Source organism: Aeromonas molluscorum 848 (assembly GCF_000388115.1).
Lineage (GTDB): Bacteria > Pseudomonadota > Gammaproteobacteria > Enterobacterales > Aeromonadaceae > Aeromonas > Aeromonas molluscorum.
In genome coordinates this window covers 1-23,106 of record NZ_AQGQ01000029.1, presented here as the reverse complement: position 1 = coordinate 23,106, position 23,106 = coordinate 1, and the positions used below count along the sequence as shown (strand labels likewise).

The following is a 23,106-nucleotide window of genomic DNA, read 5'->3' as shown; positions in this document are numbered from 1 at the left end:
GTAGCCGCGCAACATGACGGCGCACAAAAATAATGCTGTGCAAGCACCAAAAGTCCCAATGCAAAAAGGCCACCCCTTGGGTGGCCTTTTTGGCTTCAATAAATGGCGGAGGAGGTGGGATTTGAACCCACGGATGGTCACCCATCGCCGGTTTTCAAGACCGGTGCATTCAGCCGCTCTGCCACCCCTCCGCAGCAGTGCGACGGATATTACCCATGCTCGGAGCCCTTGTAAATCCCCTGCCAGACTGTTTGCTGCTTTATTGGCCTATCTGCCACATCTGGTAGACAAAAAACTCATAAGACCCGCTTTTTCAAGCGGATGGCTTGACTTGATGCATGGCTCCACCACTATAGGCAACACTGTAAAAATGCCAGGAAAGATGGAATGAAGACGATCAAGCATGCCCTGTTTTGCGCCCTGGCTGGCGCGTCCCTGCTCGCGGCCCCCGTCCAGGCCAGCGAACTGACCAAGTCCGACGTCGAACAGATAGTGCGTGATTATCTGGTCAAGAACCCGGAAATCCTGGTCGAGATGTCCAATGCCCTGCGCGCCAAGCAGGAGAGCCAGCAATCGGTCAACGACAAGGCGATGATCCAGGCCCATGCCAGTGATCTCTATGGCGCCAAGGATCCCGAGGCCGGCAACCCCAAAGGCAAGCTGACCGTGGTCGAGTTCTTTGACTACAACTGTGGCTACTGCAAACGGGCTCACCCCCTCGTCAAGCAGCTACTGACCGAAGACAAGGACATTCGCTACATCTACAAACAGTTCCCCATACTGAGTCCGACGTCCGCCTATGCCGCACGCGCCGCCCTGGCTGTCCAGCTGAGTCAGCCCGAGAAGTATCAGGCCTTCCATGACGCTCTCTACTCTCATCAGGGCCCGCTGGCCAGCGAAGCTCAGGTCAAACAGATCGCCGAAAGCGCTGGAGTCAACTGGAGCAAGGCTCAGGCCAAGTTCAAGGATGCCAGCATAGACAAGATCCTGGGCACCAACCGGGCACTGGCCGAAGCCATGAATATCTCGGGCACCCCGGGTTTCATCATCGGTGATCAGATCCTGCGTGGCGCCCCTCGCGACATGGCCAGCCTGCAAGATGTGATCAAGGATGCACGCGCCGGCAAAGCCATCCAGTAACTCAGCCGTCGCACACTGCCCGTCATACTAAAACGCCCCGACCATTGGTCGGGGCGTTTTGCCATCTGCCGTTCAGCCTCTCACGACTGATAGCCGTTCGGGTTCTGGCTTTGCCAGCGCCAGGTGTCGGCCATCATCTGCTCGAGCCCGCGCTGCGCCTGCCAGCCAAGTTCAGCGCTGGCCTTGTGCGGTTCGGCCCAGCACTCGGCGATGTCACCGGGGCGACGGGGTTTGATCTGGTACGCAATGGTGCGACCACTGGCGGCTTCGAACGCACGGATCATCTCCAGCACCGAATAACCCTGACCAGTACCCAGGTTGTAGGTGAATACGCCACTATCTGACTCGATGCGGGCCAGCGCCTTGAGGTGACCGATGGCGAGATCCACCACGTGGATGTAGTCGCGCACGCCGGTGCCATCGGGGGTCGGATAGTCATTGCCAAACACCCCCAGCTCCTTGAGCTTGCCGACACCGACCTGGCTGATATAGGGCAGCAGGTTATTGGGGATGCCGTTGGGATCTTCACCGATGAGGCCGCTCTCGTGAGCGCCGACCGGATTGAAGTAGCGCAGCAGCACGATGGCCCAGCGCGGATCGGACTTGGACAGATCCCGCAGTATCTCTTCCACCATCAGCTTGGAGCGGCCATAGGGGTTGGTCGCGCTGGTGGGGAAATCTTCCCGCAGCGGCACGGAGGCCGGATCGCCATACACTGTGGCCGACGAGCTGAACACCAGTCGGAACACGCCCGCCTTTGCCATCTCCTCGCACAAGACCAGAGTGCCGGTAATGTTGTTCTGATAGTAAGTGAGCGGGATCTGGCTCGACTCCCCCACCGCCTTGAGGCCGGCGAAGTGGATCACGGATGCAATGTCGTGCTCGGCAAACAGCCGCTGCAGACAAGCCCTGTCCAAAATATCCCCTTCGACGAAGGTGACCTGCTTGCCGGTGATCCGCTCGACCCGTTTGAGGGACTCGAGAGACGAGTTGGAGAGGTTGTCCAGCACCACGACCCGATGCCCGGCACCCAGCAGCTCAACCAGGGTATGGGAGCCGATGTAACCGGCGCCGCCCGTGACCAGTATCGTCATTTGTTATCCCGTGTTTTGGTGAAAACTGGCACAGAGTCTACCCGCACGCCCTCAAAGGGAAAAGGGTGAGATGCTGATGAGCCCTTGTTATTCCACCGCGACGTCCCCCCGCACTGTGCAAGAGCAGGCCAGCACCACCCCGCTTTCCAACTCACCTTGGGTAAGCGTCGCCACACTCTGGCGAGTTACGTCCCCACTGGTGGTGCAACGACAACTGCCACACACTCCGGCTCGGCAGGCGGCATTGATGCGCTCTCCCGCCGCTTCCAGGGCGGCGAGCAGGGTCTGACCCGGCAGTATCTTCACCTTCTTGCCGCTCTTGTTGAGAGTCAGCCAAAAATGGTCGCTGGCAGCTGCAACCGGCGCCGCGCTCGATGTAACAGCAGGCAGGCCGAACGACTCCTGATGCAACTGCCCCGCCGGCAACCCCAGCTCCGCCAAGATGCGACTCACGGCCGCCATGTAAGGCGCAGGTCCGCACAGATAGACGTGGCGAGCAAGCAAGTCCGGCACCAGTTCCTTGAGCATGTCCGGGCTGAGTCGGCCAACCCAGGGGTGCGCAGGCGGGGCCTCTTCCAGTACTTGCTCCAGCACTAAAGCGTGGCGCACGCCGGGGTGGACTGCGGCCAGCACGGCCAGTTCGTCTGCGAAGATCACATCCTGGGGCGAGCGGGCGCTGTGGATGAAGCGGATGTCCGCCTCAGGCCGCTTGGCCAGCTCGTCGCGCAGCATGGCCCACATGGGGGTGATGCCGGAGCCTGCACTGAGCAGCAGCGGCTGCTCGCAGGGCAGCGCCGTCAGGTTGAAGTCACCGAAGGGACCTTCGGCGCGGATCTCGTCCCCCACCTGCAGGCTCTGGTGCAGATGATGGGAGACCCGCCCCACATCCTTGATGGTGACTTGCCAATGGGTGTCTTGCGGGCAGGAAGAGAGGGTATAGGCGCGGCACATGGACTGGCCATCAATCTCGATATGCAGAGTGACGCACTGGCCGGCCAGCACGGGGGGCAGGCTTCCTGCAACCGGCGCTAACTGCCAGCTCACCACATCATGGGTGTCGGCGCGACGACCGATGCAACGCAGGGTAAGGGAGGTGGAGATCATCGCAAGGCTCCTCATTTAAAAAAGCTTTTGAAATACGAGTTTTTGAAAAAAAGGCGAGCCATCGGGCTCGCCAAACGCTTACAACATGCTGAGATGATCAGGCTGGCACGGCTTGCGCTATCACCGAATTCAGGCAGCCAGGATCTCGGCCAAGTCCGCCTCGGCAGTGGTGGTGCCTTTCAAACCAAACTGCTCCTCCAGCACCTTGAGCAGGGCCGGGGTCAGGAAGGCCGGTGCGGTGGGACCGGTGCGAATGTCTTTCACACCGAGGGCCAGCAGGGTGAGCAGGATGACGATGGCTTTTTGCTCGAACCAGGAGAGCACCAGGGTCAACGGCAGGTCGTTGACGCCACACTCGAACGCCTCGGAGAGCGCCAGCGCCAGCTGGATGGCGGAGTAGGCATCGTTGCACTGACCCACGTCCAGCAGACGGGGAATGCCGCCTATGTCGCCAAAGTCGAGCTTGTTGAACTTGTACTTGCCGCAGCCCAGAGTGAGCAGCAGGCTGTCTTTGGGGGCTGCCTTGGCAAACTCGGTGAAGTAGGCGCGCTCGGCCTTGTCGCCGTCACAGCCGCCCACCAGGAAGAAGTGGCTGATTTCACCCGCTTTCACCTTGTCAATCACTGCTGGGGCGGCCTGCATCAGTGCGTTGCGGGCAAAGCCGATGGTGATGAAGTGCTCAAGCTCGGTGTGTTTGAAACCGTCCAGCGACAAGGCTTTCACCACCACGGCGGAGAAATCGTCTCCTTCGAGGTGTGTCACCCCCGGCCAGCCGACGATGGAGCGGGTAAAGATGCGATCGCTATAGTCGCCCACGTTGGGATCGATGATGCAATTGGAAGTCATCACCACGGCACCTGGGAAGTTGGCAAACTCCTTCTGCTGGTTCTGCCAGGCGGAGCCGTAGTTGCCCACCAGATGCGGGTACTGCTTGAAGAAGGGGTAGGCCAGCGCGGGCAGCATCTCGCCGTGGGTGTAAACATGGATGCCGGTGCCTGCGGTCTGCTCCAGGATCAGCTTGAGATCCATCATGTCGTGGCCGGAGACCAGGATGCACTTGCCTGGCACTGGAGTGACGCGCACTTGGGTCGGCTCGGGGTGGCCGAAGGCACTGGTTTCGCCCAGATCCAGCATCTCCATGATGCGGAAGTTGAGCAGGCCAATCTCCATGGCGCATTTGAACAAGGGATCCAGCTCGCTCGGATCCGTGCTGAGCCAGCTCATGATGCGATGGAACTCGGCGGCCACGGCGCTATCCTGCTGACCCAGTACCCGGGCATGTTCCATGTAGGCAGCGGCACCCTTGAGGCCGTAGAGGCAGAGCAGACGCAACCCCATGATGTCTTCGTGCACCTCGCTCTTGCCGCGATTGACCGCTGTTTGCGGCGCATGGGCCAGCTGGGCGAGCAGCTCTTCACCCGGCTCGAAACCGGCTGCCTCCGGCAAGCCGGTGACTTGTACCGCCAATGCAGACAGACGGTCGGCCAGCTGCTGACGATGAGCCAGCGCCTGGTTGACATAGCCAACGATACGGGCAGAGTCGAAGTTGACGTTGGTGAGGGTGGCGAAGAAGGCCTTGGGCACGAAGGCATCGATCTCGTTGTCGATGACACCGTGCTCGCGGGCGGCCAGCGCCCAGGCGCTGAGCCCCTGCAGCGCATAGATCAGCACGTCCTGCAGATCCGAGGTTTCGGCCGTCTTGCCGCACATACCTTGTGCATAAGCGCAGCCATTGCCTGCCGGGGTACGAATTGTCTGTTCACATTGCACACAAAACATCATGCCTCTCCTAATTGGACATTTCAGTTGTTTGTTCTGTGGCAATTCTATGTCTCTCGCAAAAAACTTAATAGGCATTCAATTTACCAATTAACTTTTCATTGATGCAGATCAAAAACAAAAAAGCCGCCCAAACGGGCGGCAACTGGGTGGATAACCAGATAAAAAGGAGAGACAACTCAGCTAGTTAATACAATATCTGGATTCAATCCAGGTAGGCGCGCAGCATCCACACCAACTTCTCCTGCTGCTGTATGTAGTCAGAAAGCAAGGCGCTGGTGCCCTCGTCCCCCGCCTCGGCAGCGAGACTCAGTATACGGCGCTGGGTGCTGAGCAATTCGCGAAAACCATTCAGCAGCGAACCGACACAGGCACGACCGTCATGCAACCCTTTCTGCTCCGGGATGGCGGAGACGCTCAAGTAGTCGCTAAAGCTGTGCAGGGGCACGCCATCCAGAGTGAGGATACGCTCGGCCAGGGCATCGATTTTCAGCAACAAATCGTTGTAGATCTCCTCGAACTTCAGATGCAGCTCGAAGAACTGGTTGCCACGGATGTTCCAATGGAAGCCGCGAACGTTCATGTAGAGGATCTGGTAGCTGGCCAGCAGCTGATTCAGCTCGGTTGCCAGGGCTTGAGATTGGGCGATATCAAGGCCGATTGGGTTCTTCATCATACACCTCCAGATTTGAAAACAGGGGTAGCTTATCGCCAACCAGACTCAAAAGGTAATCGATATTAGCTAAACCATTGATAGCAAATGGCTATCAATGGGTTTCCTTATTGCTGCCGTTACCGGGAGTGGCAGGAGGGGAGGCACGCAGTCGCTCGATATAGAGGATCACCTCGCCGAGGTGAATACCAAACTTGCTGATCTCGGCCCGATTGATGAGACGATCTTCATCCAGCAGGTACATCCAGTCATCGAAGCTCACCCTCACCACATCGCCATCAGGCAGCGCCAGGTCAAGCTGGTAGCGCCAGTTGAGGGCAAAGCCTTCCGTCTTGCCTATCGCCTCCCCCACTACGTCCGACGCAGTACCGCGCCAGTGACCATCGGCCCCCTTGGCCAGATGCCAGGTACGTGTCTGCTGACGACCGTCATCGAAATGGAACTGCTCGAACAGCTCGCCCTTGCCATCCTGCCAGCGCCCCACCATCTCGACCCGGAAGCGACTGGTCACTTCGCCGCTGCGGTCGGTCACCAGACCATGAGCCACCAGCTTGCCGTTGAAAAAGTGGGCAAGATCCCAGTCTGGCCCTTGGCCACGATAGGCATCCGGACTAACGCCACAACCACCGAGGCAAGCGAGTAAGAGCAGGAGAATAACGCCGCGCCAGCGGCCAGGGTATAACGTCATAACAGGCTCCAGATGGGGGATTGATTGCCCTGGTACGCTGGGGCCCTTAACTGGCGCCTCCATCCCAGGGATATGGCAAAGCCTGGTGTCAACCGGGCTGACACAGGCTATGCCTCACAGATGAGATACGGCCATGCCCCGACGCCGGATCGCTGAGCGCGGCTCAGGGCTGACCACGCAGGCGACGGGTCAGCGCCGGATCCCGGCTATTGTCGGCGAGCCAGATGGCAAGAAAGGCATCAGGAAAGCCAGGCTCAGTGATGAGGCCCAGGGGCGCGTCGCGCAGCCAGAGCTCACCGAGTCCCTGCTCATTAACATAGAAGGTGAGCCGATCTCCCTTGTTGACGTCGGGCAGTATGTTCGACAGCGCCCCCAACCAGCGTACCTGCTGCCGCTCATCCCCCAGGCCCAGTCGTTGCCACTCCTGTCCGGTGGCATCCAGGATATCCTGCTTGTCGATATCACGGGCATAGGTGAGCGAGAGCGCCTGGGGATAGCGGCGCGCGACATAGCGGCCATCCTGGCTGTAGAGGGTGGCGTCATAAAGCTTGAACCAGAGCCAGTGCATCTCCCCCTGCCCCACCGTTCGGAGTTGCTGCCAGGGCGCCGCCCAGCTCAAAGAACTCCAACAGAGCAGACTAATGCCAGCCCATGCGCCAACGTGCAGGATCTTCCAGTTCATGCCAATCTAGCTCCTGTTCTTGCAACGTATTGATGTCTTGCAAAATGACCCTGTTGAGCTGGCCCGTGCCATCCCGCTGGCAAGAGATCACCATGAAGAAGCGCTCGGCCTGCTCGAACTGAGTCTCCCTGGTCCATTTTGAAAAAAGCAGTGTCTCGGCAGAAAAGGCGTTCATCTTGAGTCACCTCCACAGCATGACCCTTATCCTCACCAGAAGGGGCAACAGAGGGCACCAGATGAGCAACAAAATGATGCCACCTGACCAGCTGCCCTCCCCGATGTCCCATCCCCCTATTTCAGAACCTAAGTGTACTGCGCCAAGCCCAACCCCGATGAGATAAGAGCCAGCGCCGCCAAATCCCCCCAGCACAGCTTGCTGCCAGCGAGGTAGTGCGGCCAGCCAGGCCAGGCCATGGGCCAGGGTGAGAGCAAAGCCAAGCCAGAGCAGAACGAGCCAAGACGGAAATCCATCATCGAATTCAAAGAGTCCGAGCACCGTCAAGCCATAGTCCAGGGCACAACCGAACAATGCCAGTGGCAGCAAACGCAGATCCCGCCAAGGTGTTGGCGAGCAGAGCAGGTGCAGCGCAAGCAGGAGGCCCAGAGGCCAGAGCATCTGCTCACTGGCTGCCAGCCACCAATAGAGGTTGAACCCCAGCAGTTGGCCCCAGTGCCACCAGCGGCTACCCGTAGCAGGTTGCTCGCTCAATCGCGCCCCGGCAGGCCGCCATGCCAACCCGCCGGACCCGGCTTGGCCGCCTCCAGTTGCACCAGGCTGATAGCCCGCTCCCAGAATCCCCCCTCGCAATAAGCAAAATAGAAATGCCACAGCCGCATGAAGTCCTGGCTGTAGCCGAGTTTGGGCAGCTCGGGGGCCAGGGCGAGGAAGCGTTCACGCCAGTGGGCCAAGGTACGGGCGTAGTGATGGCCGTGATCGTGCAGGCGCACCAGCTGCATGTCGGTCTCCTTGGCTATCAATCCCGCCATCTGGGAGACACTCGGCAGACAGCCGCCGGGGAAGATGTAACGCTGGATGAAATCGACGCTGCGCACATACTGGGCGTGGCGCTGATCGGCGATGGTGATGGCCTGGATAAGCAGGCGACCACCTGGTTTGAGCAGGCGCGACAGCTGGCGGAAATAGTCCGGCAGGAAGGCGTGGCCTACCGCCTCAATCATCTCGATGGAGACCAACTTGTCGAAGGTACCCTCCAGCTTGCGGTAATCCTCCAGCAGCAGGGTAATGCGATCCCCCAGCCCCTCCCGTGCTATCCAGTCACAGGCATAGTCATGCTGGGCCTGGGAGATGGTCGTCGTGGTCACCCGGCAGCCATAATGGCGGGCGGCATAGATGGCGAGCCCGCCCCAGCCGGTGCCTATTTCCAGCAGATGGTCATCAGGACCCAGTTCCAGCCGCTCGCAGATGGTGCGCAACTTGGCCTCCTGCGCCGCTTCCAGGCTCGCCTCGGCATGGGGATAGATGGCGCTCGAATATTGCATCTGGCTATCGAGAAAGCCCTGATAGAGCCGGTTGCCCAGATCGTAGTGAGCCGCAATGTTGGATCTAGACCCCGTAAGCGTATTGCGATTGATCCAGTGGCGCACCTTGTTGAACGGGAAGCTGAGCCAGCTCAGACGCCGCTCCAGCTTGTCGAGCAGCGTCATGTTGCGCACCAACAACCGCACCAGGGCGACCGGATCCGGGCTGGTCCACAAACCTTCCACCCAGGTCTCACCAGCGGCTATGCTGCCCCCCAGCAACAGGCGGCGATAGAAACTGGGATCTTGCACCACCAGCTCGGTCTGCAACTCAGCCGCGGGATCGCCGAAACTCAGCCGGCGCTCGCCATCACGCAACAATAGATGGCCCTGTTCCAGCTTTGGCAGCAGGCCAAGCACCAGATCGCGGGCCCAGCGATCGATAAAGGTCATTGAGGTCGGGGATTGCACCAGTTCCATCAGCGAGTCTCCGGATGGCTAAAGATAGGGGTTCGTTTGATAAACAGACGCAGCGCCTGCCAATAGATGCCAAGCAGTACCTTCATGGTCATCCAGGGCCAGCGCAGCAGCAATCTCATCAGGGCGTCACGCTCGAACGCTTGCCGAGCCAGCGTCAGGGTGGCATCGAATAACTTGGCCTCCCCGCTGTCGGGATGGCTCTCTATGTGGATCAGGGTGTGCTCCCCGGGGGAGCGTATGCGCCAGTGATAACGCATCGCCAGCCCCATGAAGGGAGAAACGTGGAAATCCTTGGGATGGGGAGCCAGAGCGGCCAGGTCGAGCAGGTAGTAATGACGTTCGTTCCAGGGCGTGTTGGCAACTTCGGCCAACAGATAACGGGCCGCCTCCCTTTGGTAGCAGAAGTAGAAATTGACCGGGCTGAAGTAAAAGCCCAGGCAACGCACGTTGCCAAGCAGCAACACTCGGCCATCGGGCTCGGGGGTGCCGCCCAGCTCGCTCACTTTGGCCCACACCGCCGTCTTGAGGGAACCCTCGCTGCCGCGCAGATAATCCCGTCGGCAAAACGACAGCAAGCCTGCCCGCTCGACCCCGAACCAGGGGCCCCGGTTGAGGGTCGGCAGCTCATCCAGATCCAACCCCAGCATGAAGAGACCATAGGAGAAAGCATGGGCCCGAGGGGCGAAACGGCGATGGCGTACCGACCCCTGCCAGAGGGCGCTGTGCAGTACTGATTCGACTGGCGTACTCATAGCTCGACCCCGAAGCGGCGAGCCACGTCGAGGGCGCTGCGCACCCCGTCTTCGTGAAAGCCGTTGTACCAGTAAGCACCGCAGAAATGGGTGTGGCGCTGGCCGCAGATCTGCATCCTCTGTTCCTGAGCCGCCAGGGAGCCCAGATTGAAGACAGGATGTTCGTAGACAAAGCGCCGCAATACCTTGCCCTCATCGACCTGTCCCTGGGGATTGAGACTGACGCAGAGTGCCTCTCTCGTGCGGATCCCCTGCAAGATGCTCATGTTGTAGGTGACCAGGGGGCGCTGGGTGTCCCCCTGATCGAGCCGGTAGTTCCAGCTCGCCCAGGCCTTGCGGCGGGTCGGCAGACACGCCAGATCGGTATGGAGCCAGACATCGTTGGCCTGATAGGCCATGGCGCCAAGCAGGCGCTGCTCGTCCTGACTGGCATCCTTGAGCAGGCCGAGGGCCTGGTCGCTGTGACAGGCGAGGATCACCTCATCAAACGCCTCCTCCCCGTGGCGGCTCTGGATCAAGACCCCCCGCTCGGTGCGGGAGATGGCCTGCACCGGGCTGGCGAGCCGGACTCGCTCCTGCCAGCCCCGGGTCAGGGGCGCTATGTATTGGCGCGAGCCGCCAGGGATCACGTACCACTGAGGCCGATTTGCCACATTGAGCAGGCCGTGATGATCGAAAAAGCGCAGGAAAAAACCGAGGGGAAAGGCGCGCATGTCCGCCAGGGTCGATGACCAGATGGCCGCGCCCATGGGCAGTATGTAGTGGCGAGCGAAGTGGTCGCTAAATCGCCCTTCTTGCAGGAAGCGCCCCAGGGTCAGTTCCGGCTTTGCATCTTTCCCCTCCTCGGCCAGCCAGGCCTTGGCCTCGCGATTGAAGCGCAAGATCTCCCTGATGAAGCGGTAAAAACCGGGCCTGAGCAGATTGCGGCGCTGGGCAAACAGGGTATCCAGGTTATGACCGTTGTATTCGAGCCCCTCGGCACTCTTGACGGAGAAACTCATCTCTGTGGCCTGGCGGGCCACACCGATGCGATCGAGCAGGCGCAGGAAGTTGGGGTAGGTTCTGTCATTGAAAACGATGAAGCCGGTGTCGACACTGTGGCTCTGCCCATCCAGGCTGACGTCCACGGTTGCCGTGTGGCCCCCGAGCATGGGCGCGGCTTCAAACAGGGTGATCTCATGGTGGCGGTGTAGCAGGTAACCCGCGGTCAATCCCGAGATCCCCGAGCCGACGATGGCGATTTTCTTCATTATCCGAGTCCTTTCGAGAGTCGTAACCAGAGCCCGGTCGGCAGGGCGCCCAGCAGGCGCAGCATGCAGATGAAGCCATTTGGGTAGTGAATATTGTGCAGGCCCCGGGCCAGACCACGCCGGGTGGCGCTGGCGGCCTGGGCCACCGTCATCAGGCAGGGCATGGTGAAGCGGTTGCGGGCCGTGAGCGGTGTGTCGATAAATCCCGGACGGATCAGGCTGACCCCTATCCCCGAAGCCTTCAGATCCAGGCGCAGGCTGGCGGCCAGATAATCAAGCGCCGCCTTGGAGGCGCCATAGGCTTCGGCTCTAGGCAGTGGCAGCCAGGTGACCGACGAGCTGACGATGGCCAGGCGCCCCCCTTTGCCCAGCTGAGGCAGCAGGGCCGCGAGACAATGGCCGGTCGCCACCAGATTGGTCTCTATCACCCGGGCGAACAGGGCCCCGTCGAAGCGCGGCAACTCATCCAGGTATTCGCAGCTACCGGCATTGAGGATCAACAGATCCAGCCCATCCAACTGCCGGGCCGCGCCTTGGCAGGCCGCGGGATCCCGGGTATCGAAGCAGAGTGTCTGGATCCCGAGCACGGCAAGCTCGGCCAGCCGCCCTTCATCGCGGCCACAGGCCCACACCCGCCAACCATCGGCGTGATAATCCAGTGCCAACTGGCGACCGAGTCCCGAGCTTGCCCCCGTGATCAATACCCCCTTGCTCATGGTCCCTAACTCCTTGTGATGACAAAAGAGACAATAACGTCTGAGAAAGAAATCGCTAACTGAAATAATGAGTTAGCCATCATTTTCCCAACCTTCCCTTGATGATGCGGATCAGTGAGCCTATCAGGGGCAGCTGCTCGTAGAGCATGGCGCCCATGTCGAAATAGTCGTGATGCAGGCATACCTTGCCCGCGTCATTGAACTCCAGCAGGGTGGCGCCCCGCACGCTCACCGGCGCCCCCCGAGCCAGCCTGGGGTGGCGCAGTGTCATGGTCCAGCCGAGCCAGGCGCTGGCGCCTTGCTGCTGACTGCGTTCTATTTCGAAGGTGCAGGATTCGAGCCCGGCATAGAGCTGGGTGAAGTACGCCTCGAGGGCGGCCAGTCCCTGGATCCGATGAGCCGGATCCAGAAACAGGACATCATCGGCATAAACCTGCGCCAGTCGGTGCATCTGACCCTTGTCGAGCTGCTGATAAAGCGCGACAAAGTTACCCAGCTCAGCGTTCATGGCGCATCCCCACCGAACCGGAGGACAACACAGGCATCGGGCATCTACTCATCAGGGTTTCTCCAGGGTACGGAACATATCGATGGCCACCAGCCTCGCCTTGGCGTGATCCACCATGGGGGCTGGATAGTCATGGCGCCCTTTGACTCTTAGCCAATCCTGGGGTTGATGCAGGTATTGATCAGGGACATCGGCCAGCTCTTTTACCCAAGTACGAATAAACTCCCCTTGTGGATCAAAACGTTGGCCCTGAGTGGTCGGATTGAACACCCGAAAATAGGGGGCCGCATCGGCGCCCGTTCCCGCCGCCCACTGCCAGCCACCGTTGTTGGCGGCCAGATCGCCATCGATGAGCCGACTCATGAAATAGTCCTCTCCCAGTCGCCAGTGAATGTGCAGATCCTTGGTCAGAAAGCTCGCCACTATCATCCGCAGCCGGTTGTGCATCCAGCCTGTCCCATTGAGGCAGCGCATGGCGGCATCGACGATGGGAAACCCGGTTCTCCCCTCGCACCAGGCGGCGAAGGCCACCGGATCCCAGCTCCAGGGCAGGGCCGCCGTTTCCGGTTTGAACGGCAAATTCATGGCGAGGCTCGGTACCCTCACCAGCAAGTGACGGTAGAACTCGCGCCAGATGAGCTCGCTTAACCAGACATAACCGGGTTGCGCCTTTGATTGCGGCCGGTAGCCAAGGTGCTGCTGCAACGCTGCCAGACACTGACGCGGGCTTATGATGCCCAGCGCCAGATAGGGCGAGAGGCAAGAGGTCCCGGGGATGGCGGGAAAATCCCGCGACTCGGGATAATCGAGCACCCCCTGCTCAAGGAAAAGGTGTAGACGGCGCTCGGCCTCCTCCTCTCCCACCGGCCAGTGTGGGTTATCCCAGGGCTTGGCCAGCCCAGACGCCACCAGAGATGGCCAAGCGCATGGTTCGCCCCGGGGCTGGGGGGCTCGGTGAATGACAAAGCCGTCCTCATCGAGGGCCTTTAGCCAGGCCCGGCTAAAGGGGGTGAACACCTTGAACATGTCGCCGCTACCGGTCAGCACCCGACCTGGGGGCAGCACACAACAGCCGTTGTACCAGTGGCAGCCAATGCCCTCTTGCGCCAACCGCTCGCTCACGGCGCTATCGCGGCGCAGCTCGTCTATCTCTACCGCCTGGTTGGCATAAAGACGAGTGACACCCAGCTCTTGACCAAGCCTGGCCAGCGCCTCGGGGATCTCGGCGAAGGTCGCCACCTCGAGCAGGTGCAACCGGATGCCGAGGGCCGCCAACGCCTTGCCGAGGAGATCGAGCTGCGCCAGCATGAAATCCCGGCGAATGTCGGCCATCTGGTGCTGGCGCCACTGCGCCTTGCTGATGACAAAGAGGGCGGCCAGTTCGCCCGGTTCGGCGCAGGCGTGGCGTAGCGCCGGGTTATCCCGCAGACGCAGATCGTTTCGAAACCAGACCAGCTTCATGGTCACTCCTGATTAACTCGCAATAGAAAACGGAAAAGGGAATGGGGCGCTGGGCTCACTCTTGCTTAGAGGGCTTTCTCCCAGACTGCCCTTGGCCCCTGCTTCTGGCTTGCGCAGGTTCCGGCTAGCTGGCCAGCCAGTCGGCCAGGCTGGGTTGCCAATGCAGCGCCTGCAAAGCCGCGACCTGGGATGGCTCAGGGTAGAGACGGCCCAGGGGCCCCATGGCCTGGGTGCCGACTGGCCAGGGGGTCATCAGCTCACCTTTGGGGATGGCCGCGCCCATCAGCACCAGCCAATTGTCATGACTGCGCCCGACGAGCAACTGGGCAAGCTTGGGATCGCAGGGTCCGATGAGTTGCACTTCATAGCCCTGATTAACCAGTTCATAAGCGTGCCAGAGCAGTTCGAGCGGCCCCACCTTACCCCAGCTCGCCAGGGTCAGCGGCAGTCCCTTCTCCTGACCTAACAGATGGCGACCGAAGTAGTGGGCGAACCAGTCGAGCCAATGGTGGCGCAGCAGCTCGGCATCCGGCCTGTCGGCCATAGCCATCAATCGATCCAGCACGGGTTCGAGCAGCTGACTGCGCACCAGCTCGAACGGGTAGCTGGCAATCAGCTCATTGAGCCCCTGTTCAAGCTGGCGGGACTTGAGGGCAAGCAGGAGCAACCAGACGCTCTCCTGGCTCTGTTGCCAATGATCACTGGGTGCCACGCTCTGGCTGTCGCCAAGTAACCCCTTGACCTGACCTATGCTCACCCCCCGCTCCAACCAGCTCAAAATTTCCTCTATTTGCCGGATATCCTGTTCGCTGTAGAGGCGATGCCCCTTGTCAGTGCGTGCCGGCTGCACCAGCCCGTAACGGCGCTGCCAGGCACGCAGGGTCACGGCATTGACTCCGGTGAGGCGCGATACCTCGCGGATGGGGTAGCGCGCCTCTTCGCTGGCCGCCTCGGCGGCCTCGCCCTCGCGCGAGGCCGCCTGTCGTGATGGAACTGAAGAGTCATGCATGAGTCAATTCACCTTGTGAGCCTCCCGGCGTTCAGAGCCCATATCTGAGCTTGAGCGCCTCGGGATGCGGATTGAGATAGACCTGATCGGCCAGATAGGCATTGGGATATTCGCGCAGGTAGTGGCGAAGCAGGGTAAGCGGTACCAGCAGGGGCAAGAGACCGGTGCGGTACTTGTCGATGGTCTCTGCCAGCTCCTGTTTCTGGGACTGACTCAGTACTTGCTTGAAGTAGCCCTGCAGGTGCATCAGCACGTTGGCATGACCGCGGCGGTTGGCACGCACCTTGAGCGCCGTCATCAGCCCTTTGATATAAGCATCGGCGGTCTGCGCAAGGGATTGCTGGTGCAAGTTGCCGAGCAATCTGCCAAGGGCCTTGTAGTGACTTGGCGCGTGGGAGAAGACCAGATATTTGTAGCGGGAGTGGAAAGCTATCAGGCTCGCCTTGCTGAGCCCGCAGGCACAGAGCTGCTGCCAGTCGTGATAGGCGAAGACCCGCAACACGAAGTTTTCCCTCAATATGGGATCGCACAGACGGCCATCTTCCTCCACCGGCAGCAGGGGATTGGCCTCCATCAGCGCCTTGGCAAACAGGCCAATGCCCTCTTTGGCGCTGCCCTCATTGTTGGCGCCATAGATGCGCACCCGCTCCATGCCGCAGCTCGGAGACTTGGCGCAGAGGATGTAACCCGAGATGTGGCTAAGCTTGCTAGCCTGCTGCTCGCTGAAGGCTATCAGCTTGTCGGTGACATCGAAGCTGCCGTTGCTCGCCTCGGCGCGGATCGTTCCCTGGCGCTTGACCAGGCGGATGGCAGCCCTGGGTGTGCCCAGGCCGATGGCCATCTCCGGGCAGATCGGCTGGTACTCGAAGAAGGCGGCGAGCTCACGATCGCAGAAGCTGGATCGCTTGTGACCACCGTCGAAGCGCACCTGCTGGCCGAGCAGGCAGGCACTGATCCCTACATTTATCTTGTACATACCAACCCCACTTGTATAAGTAACGTTTAACTTATAGCAGTTATACAAGAAAATGAAAGTTGTATAACTTTGCAAGGCATACGGGGCAAACGAGAAGAAGGATCAGCAGATAACAAAAAAGCCCATGACGCTGTCATGGGCAAGCTGCTTACTTGGGGGAAATACCATCATGAATAGGGGTCAGAAGCTGTACTTCACACCCAGGCTGCTGATGGAGCCTTGCTGCAAGTCCCAGTGGCGATAAGTGTAATCGGCAGTCAGGGCCAGATTCTGGGTCAACTTGTAGGCAGCGCCGACCTTGAAGTCCTGCATGTCGTCGGTCATGTTGGCGTAGCGATAGGCGGTGGAGAGCTCAACCTGACCCAGATCGTAACGTATGCCCACTTCACCGTAGAGGCTACCGCTCTGTTTGCGGGCCACGGAGTCCCAACCATCGACATCATGGCTCAGCTCGCGCTCCAGGCTGTAACCCATCAGACCGGTTTCCCCATAGAGGTTGAGGCCTGTGCTCAGCGGCGTGAACACACCCAGGCCCAGGCTGGAGATGCCCATGCTGTCGTTGCCGTCATTGCGGGAGCTGTATTCGCTGCTCAACCGCCCATAGAAGTTGCCTGCGAAAGACTTGGACAAGTCCAGACTCAAACCACCAAAGTCGCGATTGTTATTGTCCTTGCCACCCACGAACTCAGACTTGGTATGAGCCCAGGTTGCGGCCCCTTTGGCATAACTGAACGCATCCTGCGCCATGGCGGAAACGGAAGAACAGGCGGCCAGCACCATGACGGAAAGAGTAAGTTTTTTCATTTTGATGACTCCTCGTTGAGATGGCGTCATTGTGCCCATCTCCCCTCCCGGTGCCGAGGAGCAAGCTGTTGCCAAACCATGTCAGATGTAAGCAACTGTTGCTGTCAGATTTAACTACCTGTTTTTAGGCATAAAAAAACCTCCCGCAGGAGGTCTTTATCGACGACTGGACTCAGCGGAACAGCACTTCCTCTATCTCGACCCGCACCAGCGGCTGGCCATTGAGCCCGGCAGGCTTGGCCATCTCTATCTCGAGGGAGGGGCGCTGTTGACCCTTGCGCAGATAGGTCTCGGGCAGGCGATTCTCTGCGACCCAGAAACGGGCCTCCTGGCGCGCCAACTGGACACCCTGCTCATCAAACAGGCTGACATAGCCACGCACACCGACCACGTTGCGGGCCCCGGTGTTGTGCACCATAAAGTGCAGCCGATAGGGATCCTCCGCCACCAGGTTGTCCAGGCTAACGACTACGCCATCGCGGGACGCCTCGCTCAGCAACTGGGGATTGGCCAGGGCTTGCTCGGTCAACACGGGCACGGCCACTGCCGTGCTTGCCTGCGTCGTCGCACTGCTCTTTGCAGGCTTGATCAGCAGGTATTCCCAGCTGAAGTCATCGTTGAGCTGCACCACGCGGCCATCGGCCAGGGTCACCTGGGTAAGCGGCGCGGCCTGGACCAGCACTGGGCCGAGGGAGAGGGCGAGCAGCAGGGGAAAGGCTTTCATGGCATTCCTGTCAGACAGATGCAAAAAGGGGCGCCAGTATAAACAGTCGCCCCCCACTTGCCTATGACGCCGCTCACAGTGCTGGCGCCACGGCCGGTCAACCCGCGATGTCATGGCAATTGGGCAGGGCCATGTCCAGGGTGACATAGTCGAAGGCCATTCCCTTGAGAGCACGATAGATGTCGAGTTGGCGATCGAAACCACGGGCGCGCTGATGGGACGGCAGCCGTACTCTGGCCAGGGTGACGCTGTCGTCATTCAGGCTGTGAAAATGTACCTCCGCATCGTCGAGTCCCATGTCGGCCAGGATCTGCTCCGCCATGTCGATCATCTGTACATGGCTTCGATCCATCTGGCTGATGTTCTGGAAGCGGCGATTGAGGTAGCCACCGCTGGCCTTGCCCCAACGCTCGAGTTCACGCTTGTGGAAGCCGTACCGGAAGTCCCTGTGGCACATTCCCTCCCTGGCAAATAGCCAGAGAGTGCGGGGCGGCGGCTGATGAAAGCGCCCCAGATAGGCCTGCATCTCCTCGAGGGATGCCGGGATCAGCAGCGGCAGATGATCCCAGTCCACCTGTTTCGCCTTGGCTTCATCGATGAAACGCACCGGATCCTTCGCCACCTTGGGCGGCTGCTCGATATCACAGAACAGCATCTCGTCGGTCTTGAGGACGCGCTGCTCTATGTTGTAGCGCTGGCAGTAACGGTGGGCGCGAGCCAACTCACGTCGGCTTAGCAGTGGATTGTCCAGAGTCAGGGCGCGGATACGCGTCCCGCTGGCGCGACAGAGGTCCATGGCATAGCAAGATTCCAACCGTCCCGAAAAAGAGACGACCAGCTCGTCATAGGTGGACAGGATGTCGATGAGGCGCTGCTCCCTGGCCTGAAAAGTCTGATCATATCCCTGATTCAGTAGAACAATGTTGGTATCCATGGATGCCCCGTCTGTGAATCTAGGGTGCCATTTTGCCGCGCGGATCCTGAACAGGCCATAAATGAGATACCATAAAATTCATATTTCAATCGTTAGTGGCTATTGATAATGATCCAGATCAATCCGCCAATATCGCCGGATGCGCCCCGGCCTGCAGGGGTTGGCCAGCATCTCCTGCTGGCAAGTTTTACTTGCATCAAACCGGCAAATCCCTTAAAGCTAGGGCATTGACATCTCAAGGCAGTCCCATGCATTCACTATTCCTCTTTCGTTTCTCGTTTATCCGGCCCACCTGAGGGAAGGCCCGTCGTCGTATAAACCGGAAACTAAAGACGAATCGAGCCTCCCTAGTGGAGGCTTTTTTATGAATAATATCAATGGCATATCTGGACAGGTACGTATCATGGTAACCCTAGACGACATCAGGCAGGACATCACCCAGTTGGATCAGGAGCTGCTTGCCCTGCTGGCCAAGCGCAAGACCCTGAGCATAGCGGTCGCCCGCGCCAAGCAAGCCAATCCGCGCCCCATTCGCGATCATCAGCGGGAACAGGATCTGCTGGTCGCCCTGATCCAGAAAGGCCGGGTGCTGGGTCTGGATGCCCAGTATGTGACCCGTCTCTATCACACCATCATCGAAGATTCGGTGCTCTCCCAGCAGGCTTACCTGCAAGGGCTGCTCAACCCTGAGCAGCAAGAGCCCATGACCAGCGTCGCCTACCTGGGGCCCCGCGGCTCTTACTCCAGCCTGGCGGCACGTAAATATCTGGCCCGTTACAAGGATCAGGTGGTCGAGGTCAACTGCCAGAACTTCCGCGAAGTACTGGACTCCGTGGAGTCAGGCCGCGCCGCCTTCGGGGTGCTGCCCATCGAGAACACCAGCTCGGGCTCCATCAACGAGGTGTATGACGTGATGCAGCACACCAGCCTCTCCATCGTCGGTGAGCTGACTTATCCGATTGAGCACTGCGTGCTGACTGCCGTGCCGACCGACCTCTCCCGCATCAAGACCTTCTACGCCCATCCCCAGGTATTCCAGCAGTGCTCTCATTATCTGAGCAAGCTGGAGGGTGCCCGCCATGAGATCTGCGACTCCTCCTCCAGCGCCATGATGAAAGTGAAAGAGCTGGCCAGCCCGGAGGCGGCCGCCATTGGCAGCGCGGATGGCGGCGAGCTGTATGGCCTGACTGTACTGGCCGAGCAACTTGCCAACCAGAAAGAGAACTACAGCCGCTTCATCGTCGTGGCGCGCAAGCCCATCGATGTGGCGTCGCAGATCCCGGCCAAGACCACTCTCATCATGTCCACCTCGCAAAAACCGGGCTCCCTGGTCGAGGCCCTGCTGGTGCTACGCAATAACAGCATCAACATGACCAAGCTGGAGTCTCGCCCCGTGCAGGGCAATCCCTGGGAGGAGATGTTCTACCTGGATGTCTCGGCCAATCTGCAGAGTGCTGAAATGCAGGCAGCCCTGGTCGAGCTTACAAAAATCACTAGATACATCAAGGTACTGGGCTGCTACCCGAGCGAGGATGTCAAACCCACGGCCGTGCCGCCCGTTATCTTGGGCTGAGTCTGAGGCGGCAGGATGGCGCCGCCCGGCAGTATTCAGGGGACACGGTGGCCCCTGAATCGACAAGCAGCATGCAGCGAAAACAACAAGGCGACCCATGGGTCGCCTTGTTGTTTTCTACACAACTGGTTGCTATCTACCGATGCCGTCAATAGAGACTGATGCTCAGTATTGGCCCGCCATCAGCTGGTTGAGGTGGTAGAGGTTACGAGTATCAAGCTCCAGCTCGGTGGCATAGGTATTGCCACGGGGATAGGTCGCGACCACCCGGGCACCACGCACCATGCCGGCCACAGAGACATCCAGGGCATTGGAGACCTGCTTGAGATCCTGATAGCGGGAGCTGGCACTGACCTGCTGGCCATTGAGTTGCTCGGCCAGTTCGCGATAAGCATCCATCTTGGAAGCGCGAATAGCCTGCAGCATCCGTTCGGATTGGGAAGGGCCGGGCTGGATATCGATCACCGCATATCCCACCGCCTTGAGCACGGGGAAATCATCCGGCTCACTGACGTTGTTGCCATATTCCACCACACGGTTGCCACTGCACGCACTCAGCAGCAGGACGATCAGGCATCCAAACAGGGTCTTCATCTTGCTTACTCCATCTAGGCTCGGGCGGCGCACCAGCACCATACCCTCAGGGGGTCAGGTTGACCAGGTGGCCCTGAGGGGTTGTCCCCGAGCCGCGCTGCAACAGGCCCCGGTTGACCGAGGCACGTCCGAATGAATTGCTTGCACCAGAGAGATACTGCTGCGGGATCAGGCTCTGGGCCGTGGTCTCCACCATCTTGGTACGCAAATCTATGATGCGGGCATTCACTAGAATCCCCTGCTTGTTCCGGCTGAAGGTGCCGGTCAGGATGCGCGAGATGGGCAGCCTGGCCGAGAGATCCTTGTAGTTGCGGCTCATCACGAAGTCCCCCTGCGGGGTTACCTTGATATTGCCGGTCATCTTGAAGTCGACCACCACCTCGCCGCGCCGGTTCAGCTCATAGATAAAGCCCTCTTCTATCTGCTGACCCATCCAGTTGGTGTCCTGCAGGGTGTCAAGATCGACAAAAGAGGAGACGGCAATGGGTTCGGTCAGGGTGGAGAGGGACTTGCGCTCCATCAACTGATCCGTCATGCGCGCCACCAGCCAGTTCAGCTCCATACCGGGCGCGGCCTGGCGGGGATCCCCCACCTTGCGGTCTATGGGCTCGGAAGCACAGGCAGACAAGGCCAGGGCAAGGGCCAATGCCGTGATCAATTTATTCATGGATAAGCTTCCTGTTCTGCATCTCACCTATTATCGGACGAGACTGGCAAAGCTTGAGTGAGGAATAAGGCACGACTCTTGCTTTATTTTCGCCAGCATCCACACCCGAGTCGGCATGGGAACTCCCTGCCCCCTGCAAGGTTCATGTTATGAGAATAATCAAAACATCGCTGCTGCTTGCCCTGCTGCTGGTCGCAGCCGGCTTGCGAGCCGAGCTTATCGACGCTCAGGGCAGCGCCGCCATCCTGGATGGCGATGAGGCCTATGCCCGTGAAGAAGCCACCCGGGATGCCTTGCGCCAGGCCCTGTTGGCAAGTGGCGCCGCCGTTTCCAGCGTGCAGCGTCTGGAAAATGGCAGCCTGCGATCCGAGCAGATCCAGATCCGCTCGGGGGGGGACATTCGTCACTATCGCCTCAAGCGCGAGGAGGTACGCAACGGCCGCATGTACATCACGCTGCAAGCCGATATCCAGGCTCAGCGTCAGATCTGCCCGAGCCAGGAGTACGCCAAGGATTTGACGCTGGTCCGGCTCAGGTTGCGTCACCCTGAACAGGCAAGCTATGGCGCCCTCGACGATCTGCCCGCCAGCCTCTCCCGTCGCCTGTTCGAACAGCTGGCCTCGGCCCCCAAAGGGGTACTGGCACATCAATGGCTCGATGAGAACCTCGCCATAGACCCTCTGCACCTGCAACAGGGGGATCGCAGCGCCCTGGAAGAGATCAAGGCGCTGAGCCTGCGTACCGACAGCCAGTATCTGGTGCTCGGCAGCCTGGACGATCTCTCCCTCGAGCCCCAGGGCAACAAGCTGACCAGCTGGTATCGGGATCCGGTCCGCAGCTTTCGCATGCAGCTCTACCTGTTTGACGGCATCAATGGCACCCTGATGGGCCGCAAGGAGTATCAGGGCCGCGCCGACTGGACCTTCTCCAAACAGGAGAGGGTCGGCAGCGACAGCAGCGAGTTCTGGCACTCCAGCTACGGCCAGGAGGTGGATTACCAACTCAAGCAGGCGGTGCAGGATATCACCAGCCAGCTAGGTTGCGCCCCGGTCACGGCCCGCATCGTCGCCATGGGCGAGCGTGGCCCCCACATCAACCTGGGACGGCGAAATGGCGTCAAGTTGGGGGATCAATTCCGCATTCAGCACAGCGCCGACTTCACCGATCCCTATGGCAAGGCACGCATGCAACGCAACCCGGCCAATGGTCTGTTCGAGGTGGTTCAGCTGTTTGACGACGGCGCCATCCTGTCGACACGGAACAAATATTCGCCGTTTAACATCCAAGTAGGTGATTTCGCCCTATTAGAATAGAAATCAAGAGTTTAAAAGTGCGATGGTTTTTGTATAATGCCCGCCATTCGCTCCCGTAGCTCAGCTGGATAGAGCGGTCCCCTCCTAAGGGACAGGCCACTGGTTCGAATCCAGTCGGGAGCACCATACAAGACAAGGGGTTGGCATCGTCATGATGCCAACCCCTTGGTCGTTTTTGGCCTGTTACCTTCTTTGTACCCCTAAGGTGCGGTCCGTTGTCCTGACAACGCTTTATAGCCATCCAACGCCAGCTGAGCCTGGCAAGCAACAACATGACGCTGAAAGCCGTCGGTAAACCGAACGGCTATCTGTCTCTGTTTGCATCCACGAGCAGAGCTTCCACGACAGCTTAATCATCCATCATGGTGGATGGTCAAGCTCAAAGTGGTGACCGACGCCAAGCGCCGCCTTCCTGCATCCCACGGGATATGACCTATTTAAAAGCGCATTGGCCCGGGTCAAATACCGCTTTCCAGTCCTTTTTCATGTCGACCACGGTCCAGCCATATTTGGGGGCCAGTTTCAGCCCTTCGACCAACTTGCCGCTGCTGGGGGGATGGCTGTCATAGGCATATTCCCGCGTCTCATCCGTATGGCGAACAATCAGGCCAAACGGCTTGAAGTCCGGATTGGCCGCGGTGTACTGCAACATGGGGACATCACCGTCACTGTTGCCAAATGCCCCCATGGACGCTGCCCCATAAAG

Annotated in this window: 24 protein-coding genes, 2 tRNA genes, 1 pseudogene and 1 other annotated feature; of the genes and pseudogenes, 4 read left to right on the top strand and 23 right to left on the bottom strand. The window is 59.7% G+C overall.

Features of this window, described 5'->3' with window-relative positions; all coding sequences use genetic code 11:
- Positions 1-103: 103 nt before the first annotated feature.
- Positions 104-191 (bottom strand) — tRNA-Ser (locus G113_RS06680).
- A gap of 196 nt (positions 192-387) precedes the next feature.
- Between G113_RS06680 and G113_RS06675 the strand changes: the two genes are divergently transcribed.
- Positions 388-1,140: a DsbA family protein gene (locus tag G113_RS06675; RefSeq protein ID WP_005897029.1), complete on the top strand. Its 753-nt coding sequence runs from the start codon at positions 388-390 to the stop codon at positions 1,138-1,140.
- Positions 1,141-1,220: 80 nt separating this feature from the next.
- Here the strand turns inward: G113_RS06675 and galE are convergent, their stop codons facing one another.
- The 19 genes from galE to G113_RS06580 form a co-directional block, all read right to left on the bottom strand.
- Complete coding sequence (galE, locus tag G113_RS06670; protein WP_005897026.1) at positions 1,221-2,234, bottom strand: UDP-glucose 4-epimerase GalE; 1,014 nt, start codon at positions 2,232-2,234, stop codon at positions 1,221-1,223.
- Positions 2,235-2,321: 87 nt separating this feature from the next.
- Positions 2,322-3,338 carry a hybrid-cluster NAD(P)-dependent oxidoreductase gene (locus G113_RS06665; protein ID WP_005897023.1) on the bottom strand — a complete coding sequence of 339 codons (1,017 nt, stop codon included), beginning with the start codon at positions 3,336-3,338 and terminating at the stop codon, positions 2,322-2,324.
- 129 nt (positions 3,339-3,467) lie between these two features.
- Positions 3,468-5,117, bottom strand: a complete 1,650-nt coding sequence (hcp, locus tag G113_RS06660) for a hydroxylamine reductase (protein WP_005897020.1) — start codon at positions 5,115-5,117, stop codon at positions 3,468-3,470.
- Positions 5,118-5,322: 205 nt separating this feature from the next.
- Positions 5,323-5,790 (bottom strand): Dps family protein, encoded by a 468-nt coding sequence (locus G113_RS06655; protein WP_005897018.1) that lies wholly within the window; start codon positions 5,788-5,790, stop codon positions 5,323-5,325.
- 94 nt (positions 5,791-5,884) lie between these two features.
- The gene (locus G113_RS06650) at positions 5,885-6,478 is read right to left on the bottom strand and encodes a DUF3833 domain-containing protein (protein WP_005897015.1); all 594 of its coding nucleotides are present in this window, start codon (positions 6,476-6,478) and stop codon (positions 5,885-5,887) included.
- A gap of 163 nt (positions 6,479-6,641) precedes the next feature.
- Positions 6,642-7,160 (bottom strand): chalcone isomerase family protein, encoded by a 519-nt coding sequence (locus tag G113_RS06645; protein WP_040318976.1) that lies wholly within the window; start codon positions 7,158-7,160, stop codon positions 6,642-6,644.
- Positions 7,117-7,335 carry a TIGR02450 family Trp-rich protein gene (locus G113_RS06640; protein ID WP_005897010.1) on the bottom strand — a complete coding sequence of 73 codons (219 nt, stop codon included), beginning with the start codon at positions 7,333-7,335 and terminating at the stop codon, positions 7,117-7,119. Before G113_RS06640 ends, G113_RS06645 begins: the two co-directional genes overlap by 44 nt.
- 6 nt (positions 7,336-7,341) lie before the next feature.
- Positions 7,342-7,869 (bottom strand): DUF2878 domain-containing protein, encoded by a 528-nt coding sequence (locus G113_RS06635; RefSeq protein ID WP_005897007.1) that lies wholly within the window; start codon positions 7,867-7,869, stop codon positions 7,342-7,344.
- Entirely contained in the window at positions 7,866-9,119 is a 1,254-nt protein-coding gene (locus tag G113_RS06630) for an SAM-dependent methyltransferase (RefSeq protein WP_005897006.1), read from the bottom strand. The genes G113_RS06635 and G113_RS06630 overlap by 4 nt, the downstream gene beginning before the upstream one ends.
- Positions 9,119-9,871 (bottom strand): DUF1365 domain-containing protein, encoded by a 753-nt coding sequence (locus tag G113_RS06625; protein WP_005897003.1) that lies wholly within the window; start codon positions 9,869-9,871, stop codon positions 9,119-9,121. The genes G113_RS06630 and G113_RS06625 overlap by 1 nt, the downstream gene beginning before the upstream one ends.
- The gene (locus tag G113_RS06620) at positions 9,868-11,124 is read right to left on the bottom strand and encodes an NAD(P)/FAD-dependent oxidoreductase (RefSeq protein WP_040318975.1); all 1,257 of its coding nucleotides are present in this window, start codon (positions 11,122-11,124) and stop codon (positions 9,868-9,870) included. The genes G113_RS06625 and G113_RS06620 overlap by 4 nt, the downstream gene beginning before the upstream one ends.
- The gene (locus tag G113_RS06615) at positions 11,121-11,837 is read right to left on the bottom strand and encodes an SDR family NAD(P)-dependent oxidoreductase (RefSeq protein WP_005896997.1); all 717 of its coding nucleotides are present in this window, start codon (positions 11,835-11,837) and stop codon (positions 11,121-11,123) included. Before G113_RS06615 ends, G113_RS06620 begins: the two co-directional genes overlap by 4 nt.
- 79 nt (positions 11,838-11,916) lie before the next feature.
- Positions 11,917-12,345, bottom strand: a complete 429-nt coding sequence (locus G113_RS06610) for a nuclear transport factor 2 family protein (protein ID WP_005896996.1) — start codon at positions 12,343-12,345, stop codon at positions 11,917-11,919.
- Positions 12,346-12,396: 51 nt separating this feature from the next.
- Positions 12,397-13,806 (bottom strand): deoxyribodipyrimidine photo-lyase, encoded by a 1,410-nt coding sequence (gene phrB, locus G113_RS06605; RefSeq protein WP_005896994.1) that lies wholly within the window; start codon positions 13,804-13,806, stop codon positions 12,397-12,399.
- 124 nt (positions 13,807-13,930) lie between these two features.
- Positions 13,931-14,815, bottom strand: a complete 885-nt coding sequence (locus tag G113_RS06600) for a MerR family transcriptional regulator (protein ID WP_005896992.1) — start codon at positions 14,813-14,815, stop codon at positions 13,931-13,933.
- Positions 14,816-14,846: 31 nt separating this feature from the next.
- Complete coding sequence (locus tag G113_RS06595; protein WP_005896989.1) at positions 14,847-15,791, bottom strand: YbgA family protein; 945 nt, start codon at positions 15,789-15,791, stop codon at positions 14,847-14,849.
- Between the two features lie 180 nt (positions 15,792-15,971).
- Entirely contained in the window at positions 15,972-16,595 is a 624-nt protein-coding gene (locus G113_RS06590; RefSeq protein WP_005896986.1) for an outer membrane beta-barrel protein, read from the bottom strand.
- Between the two features lie 172 nt (positions 16,596-16,767).
- Positions 16,768-17,319, bottom strand: a complete 552-nt coding sequence (locus G113_RS06585; protein ID WP_005896983.1) for a DUF3157 family protein — start codon at positions 17,317-17,319, stop codon at positions 16,768-16,770.
- Positions 17,320-17,416: 97 nt separating this feature from the next.
- The gene (locus tag G113_RS06580) at positions 17,417-18,253 is read right to left on the bottom strand and encodes an adenine nucleotide alpha-hydrolase family protein (protein WP_005896980.1); all 837 of its coding nucleotides are present in this window, start codon (positions 18,251-18,253) and stop codon (positions 17,417-17,419) included.
- Positions 18,254-18,497: 244 nt separating this feature from the next.
- Positions 18,498-18,619: a sequence feature (Phe leader region), on the top strand.
- 37 nt (positions 18,620-18,656) lie between these two features.
- Between G113_RS06580 and G113_RS06575 the strand changes: the two genes are divergently transcribed.
- Complete coding sequence (locus G113_RS06575) at positions 18,657-19,826, top strand: chorismate mutase (RefSeq protein ID WP_040318978.1); 1,170 nt, start codon at positions 18,657-18,659, stop codon at positions 19,824-19,826.
- Between the two features lie 165 nt (positions 19,827-19,991).
- On the opposite strand, the gene G113_RS06570 is transcribed toward G113_RS06575, so the two are convergent.
- Positions 19,992-20,420: an LPP20 family lipoprotein gene (locus tag G113_RS06570; RefSeq protein WP_005896974.1), complete on the bottom strand. Its 429-nt coding sequence runs from the start codon at positions 20,418-20,420 to the stop codon at positions 19,992-19,994.
- A 46-nt stretch (positions 20,421-20,466) separates the two neighbouring features.
- A complete protein-coding gene (locus G113_RS06565; protein WP_005896971.1) occupies positions 20,467-21,087 on the bottom strand; it encodes a FlgO family outer membrane protein in 621 nt (206 codons plus the stop codon).
- Between the two features lie 158 nt (positions 21,088-21,245).
- On the opposite strand from G113_RS06565, the gene G113_RS06560 reads away from it, so the two are divergent.
- Together G113_RS06560 and G113_RS06555 are read left to right on the top strand one after the other, a co-directional pair.
- A complete protein-coding gene (locus G113_RS06560; protein ID WP_040318977.1) occupies positions 21,246-22,400 on the top strand; it encodes a flagellar assembly protein FlgT in 1,155 nt (384 codons plus the stop codon).
- 49 nt (positions 22,401-22,449) lie between these two features.
- Positions 22,450-22,526, top strand: a tRNA-Arg gene (locus tag G113_RS06555).
- 307 nt (positions 22,527-22,833) lie between these two features.
- Here G113_RS06555 and G113_RS06550 read toward each other — a convergent pair.
- Positions 22,834-23,106, bottom strand: a pseudogene (locus G113_RS06550) (haloacid dehalogenase-like hydrolase); the annotation flags it as partial.